The sequence below is a fragment of the Kaistia defluvii genome (assembly GCF_040548815.1).
Taxonomy (GTDB): domain Bacteria; phylum Pseudomonadota; class Alphaproteobacteria; order Rhizobiales; family Kaistiaceae; genus Kaistia; species Kaistia defluvii_A.
This window is the reverse complement of the sequence record NZ_JBEPSM010000001.1, coordinates 1,151,496-1,169,420: the sequence shown is the minus strand read 5'-3', so window position 1 is coordinate 1,169,420 and position 17,925 is coordinate 1,151,496. Positions and strand designations below refer to the sequence as shown.

Annotated in this window: 15 protein-coding genes; 9 read left to right on the top strand and 6 right to left on the bottom strand. The window is 66.0% G+C overall.

Annotated elements, in window-relative coordinates; genetic code table 11:
* Positions 1-240: 240 nt before the first annotated feature.
* From ABIE08_RS05505 to ABIE08_RS05490, 4 genes are all read left to right on the top strand, one after another.
* Positions 241-1,779 carry a sugar ABC transporter ATP-binding protein gene (locus ABIE08_RS05505; RefSeq protein WP_354549324.1) on the top strand — a complete coding sequence of 513 codons (1,539 nt, stop codon included), beginning with the start codon at positions 241-243 and terminating at the stop codon, positions 1,777-1,779.
* Between the two features lie 19 nt (positions 1,780-1,798).
* The gene (locus tag ABIE08_RS05500; RefSeq protein ID WP_266332469.1) at positions 1,799-2,818 is read left to right on the top strand and encodes an ABC transporter permease; all 1,020 of its coding nucleotides are present in this window, start codon (positions 1,799-1,801) and stop codon (positions 2,816-2,818) included.
* A gap of 245 nt (positions 2,819-3,063) precedes the next feature.
* Positions 3,064-3,891: a DUF2092 domain-containing protein gene (locus ABIE08_RS05495; RefSeq protein WP_354549322.1), complete on the top strand. Its 828-nt coding sequence runs from the start codon at positions 3,064-3,066 to the stop codon at positions 3,889-3,891.
* Positions 3,888-4,214 (top strand): hypothetical protein, encoded by a 327-nt coding sequence (locus tag ABIE08_RS05490; protein ID WP_354549321.1) that lies wholly within the window; start codon positions 3,888-3,890, stop codon positions 4,212-4,214. The genes ABIE08_RS05495 and ABIE08_RS05490 overlap by 4 nt, the downstream gene beginning before the upstream one ends.
* Before the next feature lie 68 nt (positions 4,215-4,282).
* Here the strand turns inward: ABIE08_RS05490 and uvrA are convergent, their stop codons facing one another.
* A complete protein-coding gene (gene uvrA, locus ABIE08_RS05485; protein WP_354549320.1) occupies positions 4,283-7,210 on the bottom strand; it encodes an excinuclease ABC subunit UvrA in 2,928 nt (975 codons plus the stop codon).
* Between the two features lie 286 nt (positions 7,211-7,496).
* Here uvrA and ssb point away from each other — a divergent pair, with 286 nt between their 5' ends.
* Positions 7,497-8,000, top strand: a complete 504-nt coding sequence (gene ssb, locus ABIE08_RS05480; protein ID WP_354549319.1) for a single-stranded DNA-binding protein — start codon at positions 7,497-7,499, stop codon at positions 7,998-8,000.
* Positions 8,001-8,243: 243 nt separating this feature from the next.
* On the opposite strand, the gene ABIE08_RS05475 is transcribed toward ssb, so the two are convergent.
* Complete coding sequence (locus ABIE08_RS05475; RefSeq protein WP_354549317.1) at positions 8,244-9,371, bottom strand: iron-containing alcohol dehydrogenase; 1,128 nt, start codon at positions 9,369-9,371, stop codon at positions 8,244-8,246.
* A gap of 136 nt (positions 9,372-9,507) precedes the next feature.
* Between ABIE08_RS05475 and ABIE08_RS05470 the strand changes: the two genes are divergently transcribed.
* Positions 9,508-10,839, top strand: coding sequence for an MOSC domain-containing protein (locus ABIE08_RS05470; protein WP_354549316.1), 1,332 nt, complete (start codon positions 9,508-9,510; stop codon positions 10,837-10,839).
* A 23-nt stretch (positions 10,840-10,862) separates the two neighbouring features.
* Entirely contained in the window at positions 10,863-11,645 is a 783-nt protein-coding gene (locus ABIE08_RS05465; protein ID WP_354549315.1) for a glycosyltransferase family 25 protein, read from the top strand.
* A 4-nt stretch (positions 11,646-11,649) separates the two neighbouring features.
* Here ABIE08_RS05465 and ABIE08_RS05460 read toward each other — a convergent pair whose 3' ends face one another.
* From ABIE08_RS05460 to ABIE08_RS05450, 3 genes are all read right to left on the bottom strand, one after another.
* On the bottom strand, positions 11,650-11,970 hold the full coding sequence (locus tag ABIE08_RS05460) for a hypothetical protein (protein ID WP_354549314.1): 321 nt from the start codon (positions 11,968-11,970) through the stop codon (positions 11,650-11,652).
* A 104-nt stretch (positions 11,971-12,074) separates the two neighbouring features.
* Complete coding sequence (locus ABIE08_RS05455; protein ID WP_354549312.1) at positions 12,075-13,010, bottom strand: CHAD domain-containing protein; 936 nt, start codon at positions 13,008-13,010, stop codon at positions 12,075-12,077.
* An 82-nt stretch (positions 13,011-13,092) separates the two neighbouring features.
* Complete coding sequence (locus ABIE08_RS05450; protein ID WP_354549311.1) at positions 13,093-13,749, bottom strand: MarC family protein; 657 nt, start codon at positions 13,747-13,749, stop codon at positions 13,093-13,095.
* A gap of 410 nt (positions 13,750-14,159) precedes the next feature.
* Between ABIE08_RS05450 and gyrA the strand changes: the two genes are divergently transcribed.
* Positions 14,160-16,889, top strand: a complete 2,730-nt coding sequence (gene gyrA, locus ABIE08_RS05445; protein WP_396309460.1) for a DNA gyrase subunit A — start codon at positions 14,160-14,162, stop codon at positions 16,887-16,889.
* Between the two features lie 104 nt (positions 16,890-16,993).
* Here gyrA and ABIE08_RS05440 read toward each other — a convergent pair whose 3' ends face one another.
* Complete coding sequence (locus ABIE08_RS05440) at positions 16,994-17,221, bottom strand: hypothetical protein (protein ID WP_354549310.1); 228 nt, start codon at positions 17,219-17,221, stop codon at positions 16,994-16,996.
* A 206-nt stretch (positions 17,222-17,427) separates the two neighbouring features.
* On the opposite strand from ABIE08_RS05440, the gene coaD reads away from it, so the two are divergent.
* Entirely contained in the window at positions 17,428-17,919 is a 492-nt protein-coding gene (coaD, locus tag ABIE08_RS05435; RefSeq protein WP_354551586.1) for a pantetheine-phosphate adenylyltransferase, read from the top strand.
* Positions 17,920-17,925 lie beyond the last annotated feature (6 nt).

Sequence of the window (17,925 nt, the reverse complement as noted above, 5' to 3'; positions counted from 1 at the left end):
ACACCGGCGGCGCCAGTCGAGGCCAAGTCGCTCTCCGCGAGGCTCGGTGTGCCTGGGCCATGGATCCCGACCTTCGCCGGGATGACGACCCGGGGGAACCCGGGGCCGAGCGCTACAAGAACGTACCTCGAAACTGGCCCAAACGACCGCTCGTCGGACCGGACTGATCTTTCGTTTTCGTCTCGCCCCGGCATTGGCCAGGGGCCAGCCATTCCCTTTCTCCATCGCAAGCGATTACCGATGACCGATCCGCAACCCCTCCTGAAGATGACCGGCATCGCCAAGAGCTTTCCGGGCGTCAAGGCGCTCGACGGCGTCGATCTCGAGGTCGCGCCCGCCGAGATCCACGCGCTGCTGGGCGAGAACGGCGCCGGCAAGTCGACGCTGCTGAAGATCCTCGCCGGCGCCCAGTCGCCCGATCGCGGCACCATCCAGTTCGCTGGCCAGGACGTCACGCTCGGCACGCCGCAGGACGCCCAGAAGCTCGGCATCGTCACGATCTATCAGGAGTTCACGCTCGCACCCGACATGACGATCGCGGAGAATGTCTTCATCGGCCGCGAGCCGGGCCCGCGCTTCTTCATCAACTGGCCGAAGATGGAAGCGGAGACGCTGAAGCTGATCCGCCGCATCGGCCTCGAGCGCAGCCCGATGACCCTGGTGCGCGATCTCTCGGTCGCCGAGCAGCAGATGGTCGAGATCGCCCGCGCACTCTCGATGCAGTCGCGCGTCATCATCATGGACGAGCCGACCTCGGCGCTCAGCTCGGCTGAGGTCGAGAAGCTGTTCCGCATCGTGCGCCAGCTCAAGTCCGAAGGCATTTCGATCATCTTCGTGACCCATCGCCTGGAGGAGGTGATCGAGATCTGCGATCGCCTGACCGTGCTGCGCGACGGCCGCAATGTCGGCGCCGGCAAGGTCAGCGAGACGACGATCGACGGCATCATCCGCCTGATGGTCGGCCGCGAGGTCAATGCGCTCTATGCCCATCGCGAGGCAGGCGAGGTGGGCCCCATCGCGCTGGCCGTCGAGGGGCTGACCCGGCTGCGCACGGCGCATGACCCGCACGCGACCGAACTGAAGGATGTTTCGCTGCATGTGCGCCGCGGCGAGATCCTCGGTATTGCCGGTCTCGTCGGCGCCGGGCGAACCGAGATGGCCCGCGCCATCTTCGGCGCCGACCCGTTCGATTCCGGCCGCGTGCTGATCGACGGCGAGCCCGTGGACATCCGCTCGCCGCGCGACGCGATCCGCCGCGGCATCGGCCTGGTGCCGGAAGACCGCAAGCAGCAGGCGCTGTTCCTGGCGCAGGCCATCCGCACCAATCTCTCCATTGCCGCCCTCGACCGTATCGGCCGCTTCGGCCTGTTCGTCGACGAGCGCAAGGAGCGCGACATGGTCGAGGAATATCGCAAGCTGCTGAACATCCGCATGGCAAGCGGCGACCAGGCCGTCGGCAACCTTTCGGGCGGCAACCAGCAGAAGGTGGTTCTCGCCCGCTGGCTGGCGCTGCGGCCCAAGGTTCTGATCGTCGACGAGCCGACGCGCGGCATCGACATCGGCGCCAAGGTCGAGGTGCACAATCTGCTTTTCGAAATGGCGAAATCCGGCATCGCCGTCATCGCCATTTCCTCCGAACTTCCCGAGGTTCTCGCGGTCGCAGACCGGATCGTCACGATGCGCGAAGGGCGCGTCACCGGCGAGACGATGCGCGCCGACGCGACCCAGGAAAAACTCATGACCATGATGACGCTCAGCGCCGCCAGCCGAGCAGCGTGACAAGACAAGGGACACCCTAATGACGGACGCACAGAGAGTGACGGCGGAAAGCGCGCGCGTCGACTGGTTCGGTATGCTGGCGCGCTTTGCGCCGCTGATCTTCCTGATCGCGCTGATGATCATCTTCGCGGTGCTGGAACCGCGCTTCATGTCGTCGATCAACCTGTTTAACGTGATGCGCCAAGTGTCGATCACCGGCCTCCTGGCCATCGGCATGACCTTCGTCATCCTGACGGCCGGCATCGACCTTTCGGTCGGTTCGCTGCTGGCTTTCGCCGGGCTGGTTGCCGCCGCTGTCGCCAAGGGCGGCATGCAGGATCGCTTCACGATCGGCGAGGGCGCGATCGGCTGGGGCTGGGAACTCGCCGCGCTGGCGGCGATCGCCGTCGGCGTTTGCGGCGGCCTGCTGCAGGGCCTGGCCATCACCAAGCTCAAGGTGCCGCCCTTCGTGGTGACGCTGGGCGGCATGTCGGTGTTCCGCGGCGCGGCGCTCCTGTTCGCCGCCGGCGGCCCGATCTCCGGCTTCCAGCCGGATTTCACCTGGTGGGGCCAGGGCAAGATCGGTCCCGTGCCGGTTCCGGTCATCATCTTCCTGGTCGCGGCGCTGCTGGCGCATATCGCGCTGCGCTACATGCGCTATGGCCGGCAGGTCTATGCGGTCGGCGGCAATCCGGAAGCGGCGCGGCTATCGGGCCTCAACGTCAACTGGGTGATCTGCAGCGTCTATGTGATCATGGGCTTCTTCGCCGGCCTCGGCGCCTTCGTTCTGTCGGCGCGGCTGAATTCGGCCGAGGCCGTCGCCGGCACCGGCTATGAGCTTACCGTCATCGCCTCGGTCGTCATCGGCGGCACCTCGCTGTTCGGCGGCGCCGGCACGATCTTCGGCACCGTGATCGGCTCGATCCTGATCGGCGTACTGCTCAACGGCCTCGTGCTGATGAACGTCTCTTCCTACATCCAGCAGATCATCATCGGTGTGATCATCGTGCTGGCCGTGGCGTTCGACACCTTCGCCAAGTCGCGCCGCCGCAAGGCTTGATCGAGCCAGCCTTCGACCTGGAAATGGCCGCGCCTTGCGCGGCCATTTTCGTTTGCGCCGCTCTTGGCGATGCCGTGTCGATCACGGGAAGTCGAACAAGGGCGCGCCGCCACCCGTGGTAGCATCCGGCCAGCTGGGCGGCCTCGGGGATGCGGGATCCCCGTCGGTCCGCCTTCGTCCTGGAGGAGGAAGCAATGCTTGAGCATGCATCTACGCCACCAAAGGGGTGGGGCCGGGGCCGCGGGATGGCGATCGCGGCCGGGGTCGCGATGACCCTGGCCTGCTTCGCGCCCGCCTGGGCGCAGGACGCCCCGCAGGCCGCCGACCAGAACCGGCAGGAGGCGATCGGGATCGTCAAGCGCATGGCGCAGTATGTCGGCAGCGAGACCGACATCACGCTCTCCTTTGACAGCGAGCTGGAAGTCGTCACGCCGCAAATGGAGAAGCTGCAGTTCAACAGCTCGGGCAAGGCGCAGATCCACAGGCCCGATGCCTTCCGTCTCAGCCGCACCGGCGGCTATGCCGATGTGGAGCTCATCTTCGATGGCAAGAGCGTCACGGTTCTCGACAAGAATACCAACACCTATGCCACCGAGCCGCTGAAAGGGTCGATCGACGAGGTCATCGACAAGCTGCGCGGCGACCTGATGCTAGACCTGCCGGCGGCGGACCTGATGATCGCCGACTCCTTCAACGCGTTGATGGCCGATGTGGTCGAGGCCAAGCATATCGGCCGGGGCGTCATCGACGGCGTCGCCTGCGAGCATGTCGCCTTCCGCAACCACGACACCGACTGGCAGCTCTGGGTCGAGGTCGGCGAACGGCCGGTGCCCTGCAAGATGGTGATCACCAGCAAGACGGTCGGGGGCGCGCCGCAATATACGATCCGCATCACCGACTGGCACAGCGGCTCGCAATTCCCGGCCGGCACCTTCACCTTCGCTCCGCCGGCGGGCGCCAAGAAGGTCGATTTCAAGCAACTGGCAGACGTGGACGAGATTCCGTCGAGCGGCGCGACGCCGACCGACATGACACCCGCCAACGGCGCCGCGACCTCGGGAGAAAGCAAATGACAGAGATCCGTCAAAGCCGGGCTATACGCCCGGCCATCCGCTTGGCGGCGCTGGCCCTCGGCCTCGCCGCACTTTTCATCTCCGAAACGCCGGCGCCGCACATGCCGGGCTTCGGTCTCGTCAGCCGGGCCGAGGCGATCATCGGCCGTCCGCTGACCCCGCTCAGCTATGCCGGCGTCGCGCGCCGGACCACGCGCCGGGCGGTCGTCGGCGGCGCCTATGTCGGTGGGGCCTATGTGGCCGCGCCCTATGCCGTGGCGCCCCGCGCCGGCTGCGTGCGGGTGGTTGATGCCTATGGCCGGGTCTACTGGCGCTGCGTGTAGCCGGTCTTGCCAAGGATAAGCCAGGCGACCGCGCGCGCCGCCTGGCGACAGGGCAGGCGGGGCCGCGCCTATTCGGCGGCGACGGCCTTGCGCTTGCGGTTGGCGGCCCGCGCCTTGTCCAGCACCGGCTTCAGGAAGTGGCCGGTATAGCTGCGCGGCTCCTTGACGATCTGCTCCGGCGTGCCGGTCGCGACGATCTCGCCGCCGCCGTCGCCGCCCTCCGGGCCGATGTCGATGATCCAGTCCGCCGTCTTGATCACCTCGAGATTGTGCTCGATGACCACGACCGTGTTGCCCTGGTCGACCAGCGAATGCAGCACTTCCATCAGCTTGGCGACGTCGTGGAAATGCAGGCCCGTCGTCGGCTCGTCGAGGATGTACAGCGTCTTGCCGGTGGCGCGGCGCGACAGTTCCTTGGCGAGCTTGACGCGCTGCGCCTCGCCGCCGGAAAGCGTCGTCGCCTGCTGGCCGACCTTGACGTAGCCGAGGCCGACTTCCTGCAGGGTCGCCATCTTGTCGCGAATGCCGGGCACGGCCTGGAAGAACTCGTGCGCTTCCTCGACCGTCATGTCGAGCACGTCGGCGATCGACTTGCCCTTGAACTTCACATCCAGCGTTTCGCGGCTATAGCGCTTGCCCTTGCAGACTTCGCAGGTGACGTAGACATCCGGCAGGAAGTGCATCTCGATCTTGATGACGCCGTCGCCCTGGCACGCTTCGCAGCGGCCGCCCTTGACGTTGAACGAGAAGCGGCCGGGGCCATAGCCGCGCACCTTGGCTTCCGGCAGGCCGGAGAACCATTCGCGGATCGGCGTGAAGGCGCCGGTATAGGTGGCCGGGTTGGAGCGCGGCGTGCGGCCGATCGGCGACTGGTCGATGTCGATGATCTTGTCGATGAACTCCAGCCCCTCGATCCGGTCATGCGGCGCCGGATGTATATGCGCGCCGTTCAACCGCCGCGCCACGGCGGCGTAGAGCGTATCGATCAGGAAGGTGGACTTGCCGCCGCCGGAGACGCCCGTCACGCAGGTGAAGGTGCCGAGCGGGATATCGGCGGAGACGTTCTTCAGATTGTTGCCGCGCGCGCCGATGACGCTGATTTTTCGCGATTTGGAGATCGCGCGGCGCTTTTCCGGCACCTCGACCGAGAGCTCGCCGGTCAGATATTTGCCGGTCAGCGAGTTGGGATTGGCCATCACCTCGGCCGGCGTTCCCTTGGCGATGATCTGGCCGCCATGCACGCCCGCTTCCGGGCCGACATCGACGACATAATCGGCGGTCATGATCGCGTCTTCGTCATGCTCAACGACAAGCACCGTATTGCCGATGTCGCGCAGGTGGCGCAGCGTCTCGAGCAGCCGCTCATTGTCGCGCTGATGCAGGCCGATCGACGGCTCGTCCAGCACGTAGAGCACGCCGGTGAGACCCGAACCGATCTGCGAGGCGAGGCGGATGCGCTGGCTCTCGCCGCCCGAAAGCGTGCCCGAATTGCGCGACAGCATCAGATAGTCGAGGCCGACATCGACCAGGAAGGAAAGCCGCTCGCGGATTTCCTTCAGGATGCGGACGGCGATCTCGTTCTGCTTGTCGTTCAGCTCGGCCGGCAGCGTCTCGAACCACTTGTAGGCGTTGCGGATCGACATCTGCGAAATCTGCGCGATGTGGTTGCCGGCGATCTTGACCGCCAGCGCCTCGGGCTTCAGCCGCGCGCCGCCGCAGGCCTTGCACGGCGTAGAGCCCTGGTAGCGCTCGATCTCCTCGCGCGCCCAGTTCGATTCCGTCTCGCGCCAGCGACGCTCCAGATTGGTGACCACGCCCTCGAACGATTTCTGCGTCTTGTAGGAGCGGGTGCCGTCATTATAGACGAACTCGATCTCGCCCTTGCCGGTGCCGAACAGGATGGCGTTACGGGCCGCTTCCGGGATCTCGTCCCAGGGCGTCGTCATCTTGAAATTGTAATGCCGGGCGATCGCCTCCAGCGTCTGCGCGTAATAGGGCGAGGACGACTTGGCCCAGGGCGCGACGGCGCCCTGCTTCAGCGAGACGGAGCCATCCGGGACGACAAGATCGGGGTCGATCTTCTTCTCGGAACCGAGGCCGTCGCATTCCGGGCAGGCGCCGAACGGGTTGTTGAACGAGAACAGCCGCGGCTCGATCTCGGTGATCGTGAAGCCGGAAACGGGGCAGGCGAACTTTTCCGAGAAGATGACGCGGCGCTCATTGCCCTTCTCGTCCTTCTCGTCGGCATATTCGGCGATCGCAATGCCGTCGGCCAGTTCGAGCGCGGTCTGGAAACTGTCGGCGAGGCGCGCGGCAATATCGCCGCGCACGACGATGCGGTCGATGACCACGTCGATGTCGTGCTTCAGCTTCTTGTCGAGGACCGGCGCCTCGTCGATCTCGAAGAAAACGCCATCCAGCTTGATGCGCTGGAAGCCCTTCTTCTGCAGCTCGGCCAGTTCCTTCTTGTATTCGCCCTTGCGGCCGCGGATCATCGGCGCCAGCAGATAGAGCCGCGTGCCCTCGGGCAGCGCCAGGACGCGATCGACCATCTGGCTGACCGTCTGGCTCTCGATCGGCAGGCCGGTGGCCGGCGAATACGGGATGCCGACGCGCGCGAACAGCAGGCGCATATAGTCGTAGATCTCAGTGACCGTGCCGACGGTCGAACGCGGGTTCTTCGAGGTCGTCTTCTGCTCGATCGAGATGGCGGGCGACAGGCCGTCGATCTGGTCGACGTCCGGCTTCTGCATCATCTCGAGGAACTGGCGCGCATAGGCCGAGAGGCTCTCGACATAGCGGCGCTGGCCTTCGGCATAGATGGTGTCGAAGGCGAGCGACGACTTGCCCGAGCCGGACAGCCCGGTCAGCACCACCAGCTTGTCGCGCGGAATATCGATATCGACATTCTTCAGATTGTGCTCGCGCGCGCCCCGGACGGAAATAAACTTGCCAGAGGTCGCGCCGGAAAGCCGCGCGTCATCATGCTGAGCCATGTGTCGTCTGTCCAAATGGAAGGGGTTGGCGTGGAAACACCAAGGCCCAAATTTAGGCTATCGGCCTCTCCATACAAGGAGCAGGCCGTGATTGTCGCGGCATTCGGGTGATTCACCTGACGGGATCTTGCCAGTTCGGCATGAATTGTCTAGAACAAAAAGGGAACGAGGGGCTCCGCGCGCCTCCGGGCAGCGATTGTCTGGTGGACAAGGCCCGATTGTCGCGGGCGGGCCGTGTCATTTCGGGATAGTTTGGAGCCAGCAAAGAGGCAAGAAGGAACAGACCATGGCCGGAAGCGTCAACAAGGTCATTCTCGTCGGCAATCTCGGGCGCGACCCGGAAGTGCGGCGCATGAATTCGGGCGAGTCGGTCGTCAATCTGAACATCGCGACGTCGGAAAGCTGGCGCGACAAGCAGAGCGGCGAGCGCAAGGAAAAGACCGAGTGGCATCGCGTGGTGATCTTCAACGAGAACCTCGCCAAGATCGCCGAGCAGTATCTGAAGAAGGGCTCGAAGGTTTACGTCGAGGGCCAGCTGCAGACGCGCAAATGGCAGGACCAGACCGGCGCCGAGAAGTTCACCACCGAGATCGTGCTGCAGCGTTTCCGTGGCGAGCTGACCCTGCTGGACGGCCGGGCCGGCGGCGGCGAGCAGTCGGAATATCAGGGCGGCGGCAGCGATTTCGGCCGTTCCAGCCCGCTCGAGGCCCCGCGCGGCGGCGGCCAGGCGCGCCAGCCGGCAGCCACCTCGTCCTACGCGGCGGACCTCGACGACGACATCCCGTTCTAGGATTTTTGGGACGCCTGGTGCACTTCACCTCTCCCGTGGGAGAGGTCGACGGCCGCAGGCCGGCGGGTGAGGGCGTAGGAAACCATCCGGTGAGGTCGTAAACCCTCACCCGGCTCTGCGAGCCGACCTCTCCCTCAGGGAGAGGTAAGAGGGTTCGGCGAAATCCGCTGGATTGATGACAGAAAAGCCCGGGGAGCGATGGCTTCCCGGGCTTTTCCTTTGGGTCAATGCGGCTCGGACCCGTCAGACCATCACGCCGTCGAGGATGGCGCGGAATTCGTCCGCCGTCGCGGCGCGCGGATTGGTGGCGTAGGAGTGATCGGCCAGCGCCCGCTCGACCACCCAGGGCAGCACCTCTTCGGAGACGCCCAGCGTCTTCAGGCCCGCCGGAATGCCGAGGCGCCGGTTCAGTGCGTCGAGTTCGTCGGCCAGATCGGCCGAGGCCGGCAGGCCCATGGCGGCGGTCAGCCGGTCGATCTTGGCCGGCACCGTCTCGCGGTTGAAGCGCACGATCGCCGGCATCAGGATGGCGTTCAGCGTGCCGTGATGCAGGCTTGGGCTCTTCAGGCCGCCCAGCGCGTGGCTGAGCGCATGCACCGCGCCGAGACCCTTCTGGAAGGCGAGCCCGCCCTGCAGCGCGCCCATCATCATCTCGCTGCGGGCTTCGAGGTCGCCGCCATTGCTGCAGGCGCGCTCGATGTGGTCCCAGATCCGGCGCGCGCCATCCAGCGCGATCGCATCGGCGACGGGGTTTTCGCGCGGCGACAGGAAGGTCTCGATGCAATGCGACAGCGCATCGAGGCCGGTCGCCGCCGTCAGGCCCTTTGGCAGGCCGAGCGTCAGTTCCGGATCGCAGATCGCGCGCTTGGGGATCAGATGCGGGCTAATGAAGCCGAGCTTGCGGCCGTCATTCAGCGTCAGCAGGGCGGCGCGGCCAACCTCGGCGCCGGTGCCAGCCGTGGTGGGAATAGCGATGATCGGCGCGACCTTGGCGCTGATGCGGGCGACGCCGCCGAGGATGGCCGCATAGGGCTCCAGCGGGCCCTCATGCGTGGCGAGCAGGCCGACGCCCTTGGCGAGATCGATCGGCGAGCCGCCGCCGACCGCGACCACGCCATCGCAGCCGCCGGCGCGATAGGCTTCAAGCGCCGCCAAGACGGCCGCCTCGGTCGGATTGGGGGGGACGTCGAGGAAGATCGCCGAGTCCGACGGCAGAAGGGCGGTGACGCGGTCGAGGAGGCCGGATGCCTGCAGGCCCTTGTCGCTGACGACCAGCGGCCGGGTTACGCCGAGCGCCGCCAGGGCATCGGGCAGGACCGAAACCACGCCGGCTCCGAACTCAATCTGCGTCAGGTAGTTAATCGTGCTCATAAGCGTTCTCTTCCCGGTACGGTATTCAAGGCACGCGGCCGGCGCGGAGATTGGCAGCAATGGCCGCGCAGTGACAGATGGTTTTTGCGTTTGCCGCCGGGGCGGGCGTGGTTTCTAGGGAAAGGACTTCGGTTCGATGCCGATATTGCCGGATGTTCTGGCGCCAGGGCTGGATATTGTCTTCTGCGGAACGGGCGCGGGCGCTTGGTCGGCGCGAGTCGGCGCCTATTACGCCAATCCCGGCAACAAGTTCTGGCCGACGCTTCACGCGATCGGGCTGACGCCGCGGCGGATGTCCCCGGGAGAGTTCCCGCAGGTGCTGCAGTTCGGCATCGGGCTGACGGATGTCGCCAAGGAGCATGTCGGCCAGGACACGGCGATCGACCTCACCCTGGTCGACGCGGCGGCGCTGCGAGACAAGATCGTGCGATACGCACCGCGCTTCCTGGCCTTCACCAGCAAGCGGGCGGCGAGCCTGTTCCTCGATCTGCCGACGGGCGCGATCCCTTATGGCGAACAGGAAAGGCGGATCGGCGCGACGCGGGTGCATGTCCTGACCTCGCCCTCGGGCCAGGCGGGGCCGCACTGGTCGATGGAGCCGTGGCGCGCTCTGGCGCAGGCGGTTGCGGCCGAGGCTGGACAAGCGGCCGGACTCGCCCCCCAATGCGGCGACAAGACACCGGCCGGAACGGGCGGTAAGGGCACAGGGACATCCATGACGACGATCGCCTCTCTCTATCGCTATCCGGTCAAGGGATTCTCGGCCGAAGCGCTGGACCAAGCGGAGCTCCGGCCGCGCCATCGCTTCGACCATGACCGCGTCTATGCGATCGAGAACGGCCCCTCCGGTTTCGATCCGGCGGCGCCGGCCTACAAGCCGAAGGCGAAATTCCTCTGCCTGATGAAAAACGCGCGGTTGGCCGAACTGGAGACGCGCTTCGATCCCGCGACACAGGTCTGGTCGATCGAGGGCCACGGTGCGCCGTTCTCCGCCGATCTTTCCGATCCGGCCGGCCGGGCGGCGACCGAGGCCTTCCTGACCGAGTTCATGGGCGAGGAGAGACGCGGACCGCTCAAGGTGCTGTCTGCGCTGGGCCACGCCTTCACCGATGTCGGCAAGCCCTACATTTCCTTCATCAACCTGGCCTCGGTGGCGGCGGTGGCCGAACTGGTCGGTGCGCCGGTCGATCCGCTGCGCTTCCGCGCCAACATCAATCTCGACGGCCTCGCCCCCTGGCAGGAACTGGAACTGGTCGGACGGGAGGCGACGATCGGCGCAGCGCGGGTAAGGTTCGCCAAGCGCACCCAGCGCTGCGCTGCGACCAACGTCAATCCCGACACGGCCGCCCGCGACCTCGAAATCCCCGCCACCCTGCTGCGAGCCCTCGACCACATGGACTGCGGCATCTATGCCGATGTCATCGAGGGGGGCCAAATCGAGGTCGGTGACGAACTGAGACTGGTCTAGCCAGACTTGGGGGAAGCGGTTCCATGCGGGTCGTCGTCATCAATCTGGATCGTTCGCCGGATCGGCTCGCGATGTTCCGCGAGCAGGCGGAAGGGATGGGCCTCGCCTTCGAGCGCATGGCGGCGATTGACGCGACGACCGTCGTGGAACCACGCGGGCGGCTGACCGCCGGGGAGATTGCCTGCTTCGAAAGCCATCGTCGCGTCTGGAAGGAACTGGTCGAAAGCGGTGATGGCTGGCTGGCGGTGTTCGAGGACGACGTCGTGCTCGCGCCGGCGCTGGCCGGGCTGCTGGCGGCGCCGGAGCAGCTGCCCGCCCGCGCCGATCTGATCAAGCTGGAGGCGTTCACCGACGAGGTCGCCCTGGCGCGGCGACATCTGACCTTCGATGGCTTCGCGCTGCACCGCATGCTGTCCCGCCACAGGGGATCCGCCGGCTACCTGATCTCCCGTCGTGCCGCGGCGCGGCTCCTGCAGCAAACCGACGGGTTCCTCCGTCCGATCGACGTGCTGATCTTCGACCCGGACAACCCGGTGACGCGCGGCCTTCGCCTCCTGCAGGCGGTGCCCGCCCTCTGCATCCAGGAACATTTCCTCGCCAAGAAGGCGCTTCGTCCGCCGCGGCATGAGAGCCTCATCCGACACTCCGGGCCGACGACCGTGCCGCGTCCATCCCAGCTGACGCCGCTAGGTCGGCTGGGGCGCGAAATTCGGCGTCTTGGCACGCAAGTCGTCCGTCTTGCGGCGAGGATGCGCAAGGGGGTTGTCCCGTCGCAGCGGATGGTGGTTCCGTTCGCGGATTCCTGAACGCTCAGTTCATCGGCACGACGCGCAGGATGCTCCAGCGGGAGGTGCCGGAGACGACGTGCGGCTCCAGCTTCTTGCCCCATTCGACATGGGCCGGGATCGCGGCGATTCCCTCGAACAGTCGTTCGAGCTCGGCCAGGTTCTCGACCATCAGATTATTCTCAATCGTCGCTTCCAGCGCGCCGATCGAGCCGGTCACCACCGAGGAGCGCTCCGGGTCGACGCCGGCCTTGGCGCCGATCTCGCGCTCCCATTCCCGCATCAGCTCAAGGGCTTCCTTCTTGTGCCCGAAGCGGGCGTCGATCTGCCAGCGCGCGATGAACATGATCGGTCCTCCGAAGCCGTGTGGCCGTTCTGTGTGACGGCCCGGTCTTCAGATTAACACGCAGCCGATCCGGCCGATCTTCACGTCTCCCGGCGCGGCGCGCGCTACCAGAAGCGCTTGGCGGCCCGGTATTCGCGCCAGAGCTTGTCGAGCTTCGATAGCCGGTTCGCCCGGTCACGGACCGACCAGCCCCCGATCGCGCCGACGGCGCGCTGCACGACGGGGGAAGGGTCCTGCTCGGCAATGCGGTCCAGGCCTTGCTGCGTCATCCGAGCCTCGTGCAGCCCGTCCAGCGTCGAATGCAGCGCGTGCAGGTGCTGCCGGTAACGCCGGAACCGGGGCGGGCGTGGCCAGAGCGGGCCGACTAGGTCCATCACCGCCGCGAGATGCCGCACATCGCCGCGCAACTCCTGCTGGACATCCTCCGCGAGACGGCGAATGGCCTTGCCCCGGTCCTGAAGGCGTTTGTCCAGCCGCGCGATCTCGCGCCTGGTCCGCACGCGGAATTTCGCGGCGAGGCGCTTGGAGATCGCGCCCTCGTCGCCGCGCCAGCGGGGCTGCGAGACGAGGAAGGCGAGACCGAGCAAAACCCGCTGCGGCAGCGGGCCGTCGAGCAGGGCGCGCACGCGGCGGTGGCTTTCCAGCCGGGCGGCGGCCGCCGCGTCGCCGAGCGCCGCCACGTCGGCGACGCCGGCAAGCGCGTCGATGTGGCTGGCCAATGTTTCGACCACCAGCGCGTCCCAGCGGCGGGCGTCGTCGAGGGCTTCAATGAGGGTGTGCCCGTTGCGCAGCAGATCGTCGAACGCCCCGGTGCCAGACAGGCGCGCGCAGAGTGCCAGCGTGGTGCTCAGGGCCTGCAGCGCCGCATGCAGGGGTTGAATCGCTTCCGGCATCGGCCGGTCGAGCGCGGCGCGCAGGGCGGCCACGGTTTCGGTCTGGCGCTGGGCGAGCAGGATGGCGATCGCTTCATCGACCGTCAGGCGCGAGGTCAGCGGGGAGGCGAGGGCCGCCGCGTGACAGGCATTCTTTCGGTCGGACATGGTCGCCTTTCCTGGGCCACCGGCGAGCGTGCCGGCCGCGGCGCGCATCTCTAGACGGTTCGCCTTCCGCCCGAAAGAGGCGTCAGCCGGCGCGCATCGCCGCCCGGGCGATCTCCGTCACGCCGTCGGCGACGAACTGCACGGCAAGGGCCGAGAGCAGCACGCCCAGCAGCCGCGTCAGCACGATGCGGCCCGTCGTGCCCAGCATGCGGTCGAGCGGACCGGCGAGCAGGAACACGGCCAGGCAGGCGCCGACCAGCGCGCCAATGATCACCAGCAGGCCGATCAGGCCGAGCGTGCTCGGTGCCGAGGCGGCGATCAGGATGGTGGCCGAAATCGCGCCGGGTCCGGCGATCAGCGGGATGGCGAGCGGGAAGACGGCGAGGTGGTGGATATCCGCCAGCTCATGCACGCGCTCCTCCTCGATCGCCTTCTGCGCATTGGCCAGCTTGCGCTGGTCACGGCGCTCGAACACCATCTCGAAGGCGATCCAGAACAGCAGCAGGCCGCCGGAAATGCGGAACGCCGCCAGCGAGATGCCGAGGAAGGTCAGCAGGCCCTCGCCGATCAGGGCGAAGGCGTAGAGGATGATCGTGGCGGTCACGGTGGCGCGGATCGCCGTCTGGCGGCGTTGGCCCCGGCTCATGCCGCGCGTCAGCCCGACGAAGATCGGCGCCAGACCAATGGGGTCGATGGTGACGAACAGGGTGATCAGGGCATTCAGCAGGTAATCGAGCACGCCTCGTCCTTTGCACGCTCCGCCGGACTTGGCGTCTCGCAGCATCGCTTCCGGAAAGAGCGCCATGGTGACAGGCCGGAGGCGCCTTCGCCAGCCTGATCCGTCACGATCGGGCAGGGTGCGCCGGGCGCAAATCCGCCTGCCGTCGCGCCGGCGGCGAGGGGGCGTGGCGGGAAAGGCCGAGCGCGGTGCCGCAGGGCCGCGGCAAATCGGCGGGATATGGCTAAAAGCACCACGAATCCTGCGGTTTTGGCGGGATTCCTTGAGTCCGCCACACGGGGTCTCTATGATGTCTGCAATCGAAACTGATTCCGGAAAATAACTTGTCCGATACCCCCGAGCCGCCACGCCCCGATGAGCCGGGCGATGGCCGCCCATCCGACAACGAAACGATCTCCATCACCGATGAGATGAAGCGGAGCTATCTCGATTACGCGATGAGCGTGATCGTGAGCCGCGCGCTTCCCGATGCGCGCGACGGCCTCAAGCCGGTGCACCGCCGTATCCTCTATTCGATGCATGAGAACGGCTACGACTGGAACAAGTCGTTCCGCAAGTCGGCCCGCGTCGTTGGTGATGTGATCGGTAAGTACCATCCGCACGGCGATGCTTCGATCTACTTCGCCCTGGTCCGCATGGCGCAAGAGTTCTCCATGCGCGTGATGCTGGCCGATGGTCAGGGCAATTTCGGCTCGGTCGACGGCGATAGCCCGGCCGCCATGCGTTACACGGAAGTGCGCCTTGCGAAGCCGGCGCATGCGCTGCTGGACGATATCGACAAGGACACGGTCGACTACCAGGACAATTATGACGGTTCGGAGCGCGAGCCCGTCGTCCTGCCGGCCCGTTTCCCGAACCTTCTGGTCAATGGCGCCGGCGGCATCGCCGTCGGCATGGCGACCAACATTCCCTCGCACAATCTGGGCGAGGTGATCGACGGCTGCATCGCCTATCTGGAAAATCCCGGCATCAGCATCGAAGAGCTGATGGAGATCATTCCCGGTCCGGACTTCCCGACCGCCGGCCTGATCATCGGCCGCGCCGGCATCCGCTCCGCCTATCACGAGGGCCGTGGTTCGGTCCTGATGCGCGGCCGCGTGACGATTGAGACGGTTCGCAAGGAGCGCGAGGCTCTCATCATCCATGAGATCCCGTACCAGGTGAACAAGGCGACGATGATCGAGAAGATCGCCGAGCTCGTCCGCGACAAGCGGATCGAGGGCATCTCCGATATCCGCGACGAGTCCGATCGCCTCGGCATGCGCGTCGTCATCGAGCTGAAGCGGGATGCCGTGGCCGATGTCGTGCTGAACCAGGTCTATCGCTATTCGCCGCTGCAGACGTCGTTCGGCGTCAACATGGTGGCGCTGACCGGCGGCAAGCCGCAGCTGATGAACCTCAAGGACCTGATCCAGGCCTTTGTCGTCTTCCGCGAAGAAGTCGTCGCGCGGCGTACCCGCTTCCTGCTCAACAAGGCGCGCGACCGCGCCCATGTCTTGGTCGGCCTCGGCATCGCCGTCGCCAATATCGACGAAGTCATCCATCTGATCCGCACGGCGCCCGATCCTTCGACGGCGCGCGAGCGGTTGATGGAGCGGCATTGGCCGGCCGTCGACATCGCCCCGCTGGTCGCCCTGATCGCCGATCCGCGCCACAAGCTGGCGGCCGACAACACCTACCAGCTGTCGGAAGTGCAGGCCCGCGCGATCCTCGATCTCCGCCTGCAGCGCCTGACCGCTCTGGGACGCGACGAAATCGCGGACGAGCTGAACAAGCTCGGCACCGAGATCGCCGACTACCTTGAGATCCTTCGCTCGCGCGCCCGCATCGTCGCGATCATCCGCGAAGAGCTGGTCGCGGTGCGCGACGAGTTCGCCACCCCGCGCAAGACCGAGATCCTCGACGGCGGCATCGACTTCGAGGATGAAGACCTCATCCAGCGCGAAGACATGGTCGTCACCGTCAGCCATGAGGGCTACATCAAGCGCGTGCCGCTGGTCACCTACCGGGCCCAGCATCGCGGCGGCAAGGGCCGCTCCGGCATGGCGACGAAGGACGAGGATTTCGTAACCCGTCTGTTCGTCACCAACACGCACACGCCGGTCGTGTTCTTCTCGTCGCGCGGCATCGCCTACAAGATGAAGGTCTGGCGGCTGCCGCTGGCCGCTCCCCAGGCGCGCGGAAAGTTCCTGAACAACCTGCTGCCGCTCCAGGAAGGCGAACGGATCACCTCGATTCTGCTGCTGCCCGAGGATGAGGATCAGTGGGCGACGCTCGACGTGATGTTCGCGACGACGCGCGGCACGGTTCGCCGCAACAAGCTTTCCGACTTCGTCCAGGTGAACCGCAATGGCAAGATCGCCATGAAGTTCGACGAGGAAGGCGATGCGATCGTCGACGTCCAGCTCTGCTCCGAGCATGACGACGTGTTGCTGACCACGGCAAAGGGGCAGTGCATCCGCTTTGCCGTCACCGACGTCCGCGTCTTCAAGGGACGCGACTCGACCGGCGTGCGCGGCATCTCGCTCGCCGAGGGCGACCGCATCATCTCGATGGCGATCCTGCATCACTTCGATGCCAATGGCGACGAACGCTCGGCCTATCTGAAGATGAGCCGCGCGGTGCGTGGCGAGGTCGAGGATGCGACGGTCATCGAGCACGATGCCGACGAGGCACCGGGCAATGCAACGCTGCCGCAGACGCGCTATGCCGAGATGAGCGCCGCCGAGCAGTTCGTGCTGACGATCTCCGAGAATGGCTACGGCAAGCGGACGTCGTCCTTCGAGTATCGGATCACCGGTCGCGGCGGCAAGGGCATCGTCGCCATGGCGGTGAATGACCGAAACGGCGAGCTGATCGCGTCCTTCCCGGTGGAAGATTCGGACCAGATCATGCTGGTGACCGATGCCGGGCAGATGATCCGCATGCCGGTTGGCGGCGATAAGCCGATCCGGATCGTCGGCCGCGGCTCGCAGGGCGTTATCGTCTTCAATACGAGCGACAAGGAAAAGGTCGTTTCGGTCGACCGCCTGACGGATGTCGAGGAAGACGAGCCGGACGCAGAAGCGCCTGCACCGGCCTCCGATGGCCCGCCCTCGCCGGATGCGCCGCCGGCCCCCGAGACGCCGGCCGAAGGCTGAACGCTCCCTACAAAACGATGACGCCGGCCTCAGGGGAAAGGCCGGCGTCGTCACAAATGATCTTGGGGTCTTCTTGGAGGTCTTTCAGGGTTGAGGGGAAACCCTCAGTTCGCGTCCGAGATGGGGACGCGGGTAATGACGGAGTAGCCCTTCTGGCTATCCACGATGGTCGTCATCCGAGCGTCGGAGAGCTCTACGGCAGCAGAAAGGCGATCGCCCTTCTTAGCTGCCGGAACATCCCGGTCGGAATAGGCGGCTGCGCTGGCGAAACCAACCGCGATGGTCGCTGCGGCGCAAGTTGCGAGAATGATGCTGTGGAACCACGTCGTCATGGCTTGCCCTCCGTGTCCTGTTGCGCCGGAACGTGGACGCAACCTGCTCCTTTGCCTATGAACCGCATCACAACTCGCCGTTCATTTGCTATTCATCTGGGGAAGCAATGTCCGTTTGGGAAGTTGGTTCCTTAAGGAAGTCTTCTTCTCCTTCGTAAACCTTGCGTGAGAATCCGGCATCGATCCGGGAGCGAGATGTGATCATGGTGCGTACAGGACTCTATCCGGGCTCGTTCGATCCGCCGACCAACGGCCATGTCGAGATGCTGCGCGCCGCGCTGGCCGTGGTGGACAGGCTCGTCGTCGCCATCGGCGTTCATCCCGGCAAGACGCCGCTCTTCTCCTTTGACGAGCGCGTGGCGCTGATCCGCGAGCTCGCGGATGAGATCGAGGGCGGGGCGGGCCGAATCGAGGTGATGTCCTTTGACGGGCTGACGATCGACGCCGCGCGCGATTGCGGCGCATCGGTGATGATCCGCGGGCTTCGCGACGGCACCGATCTGGACTATGAGATGCAGCTCGCGGGGATGAACGGCGCCATGGCGCCGGCGATTCAGACCGTGTTTCTGCCGGCTACGCCCGCGACGCGTCACATAACCGCGACGCTGGTACGCCAGATTGCGAAGATGGGCGGCGACGCTTCAGCCTTCGTCCCGACGGGTGTCGCCCGAAAGCTGACACAAAAATTCAGTTCCTGACGTCAC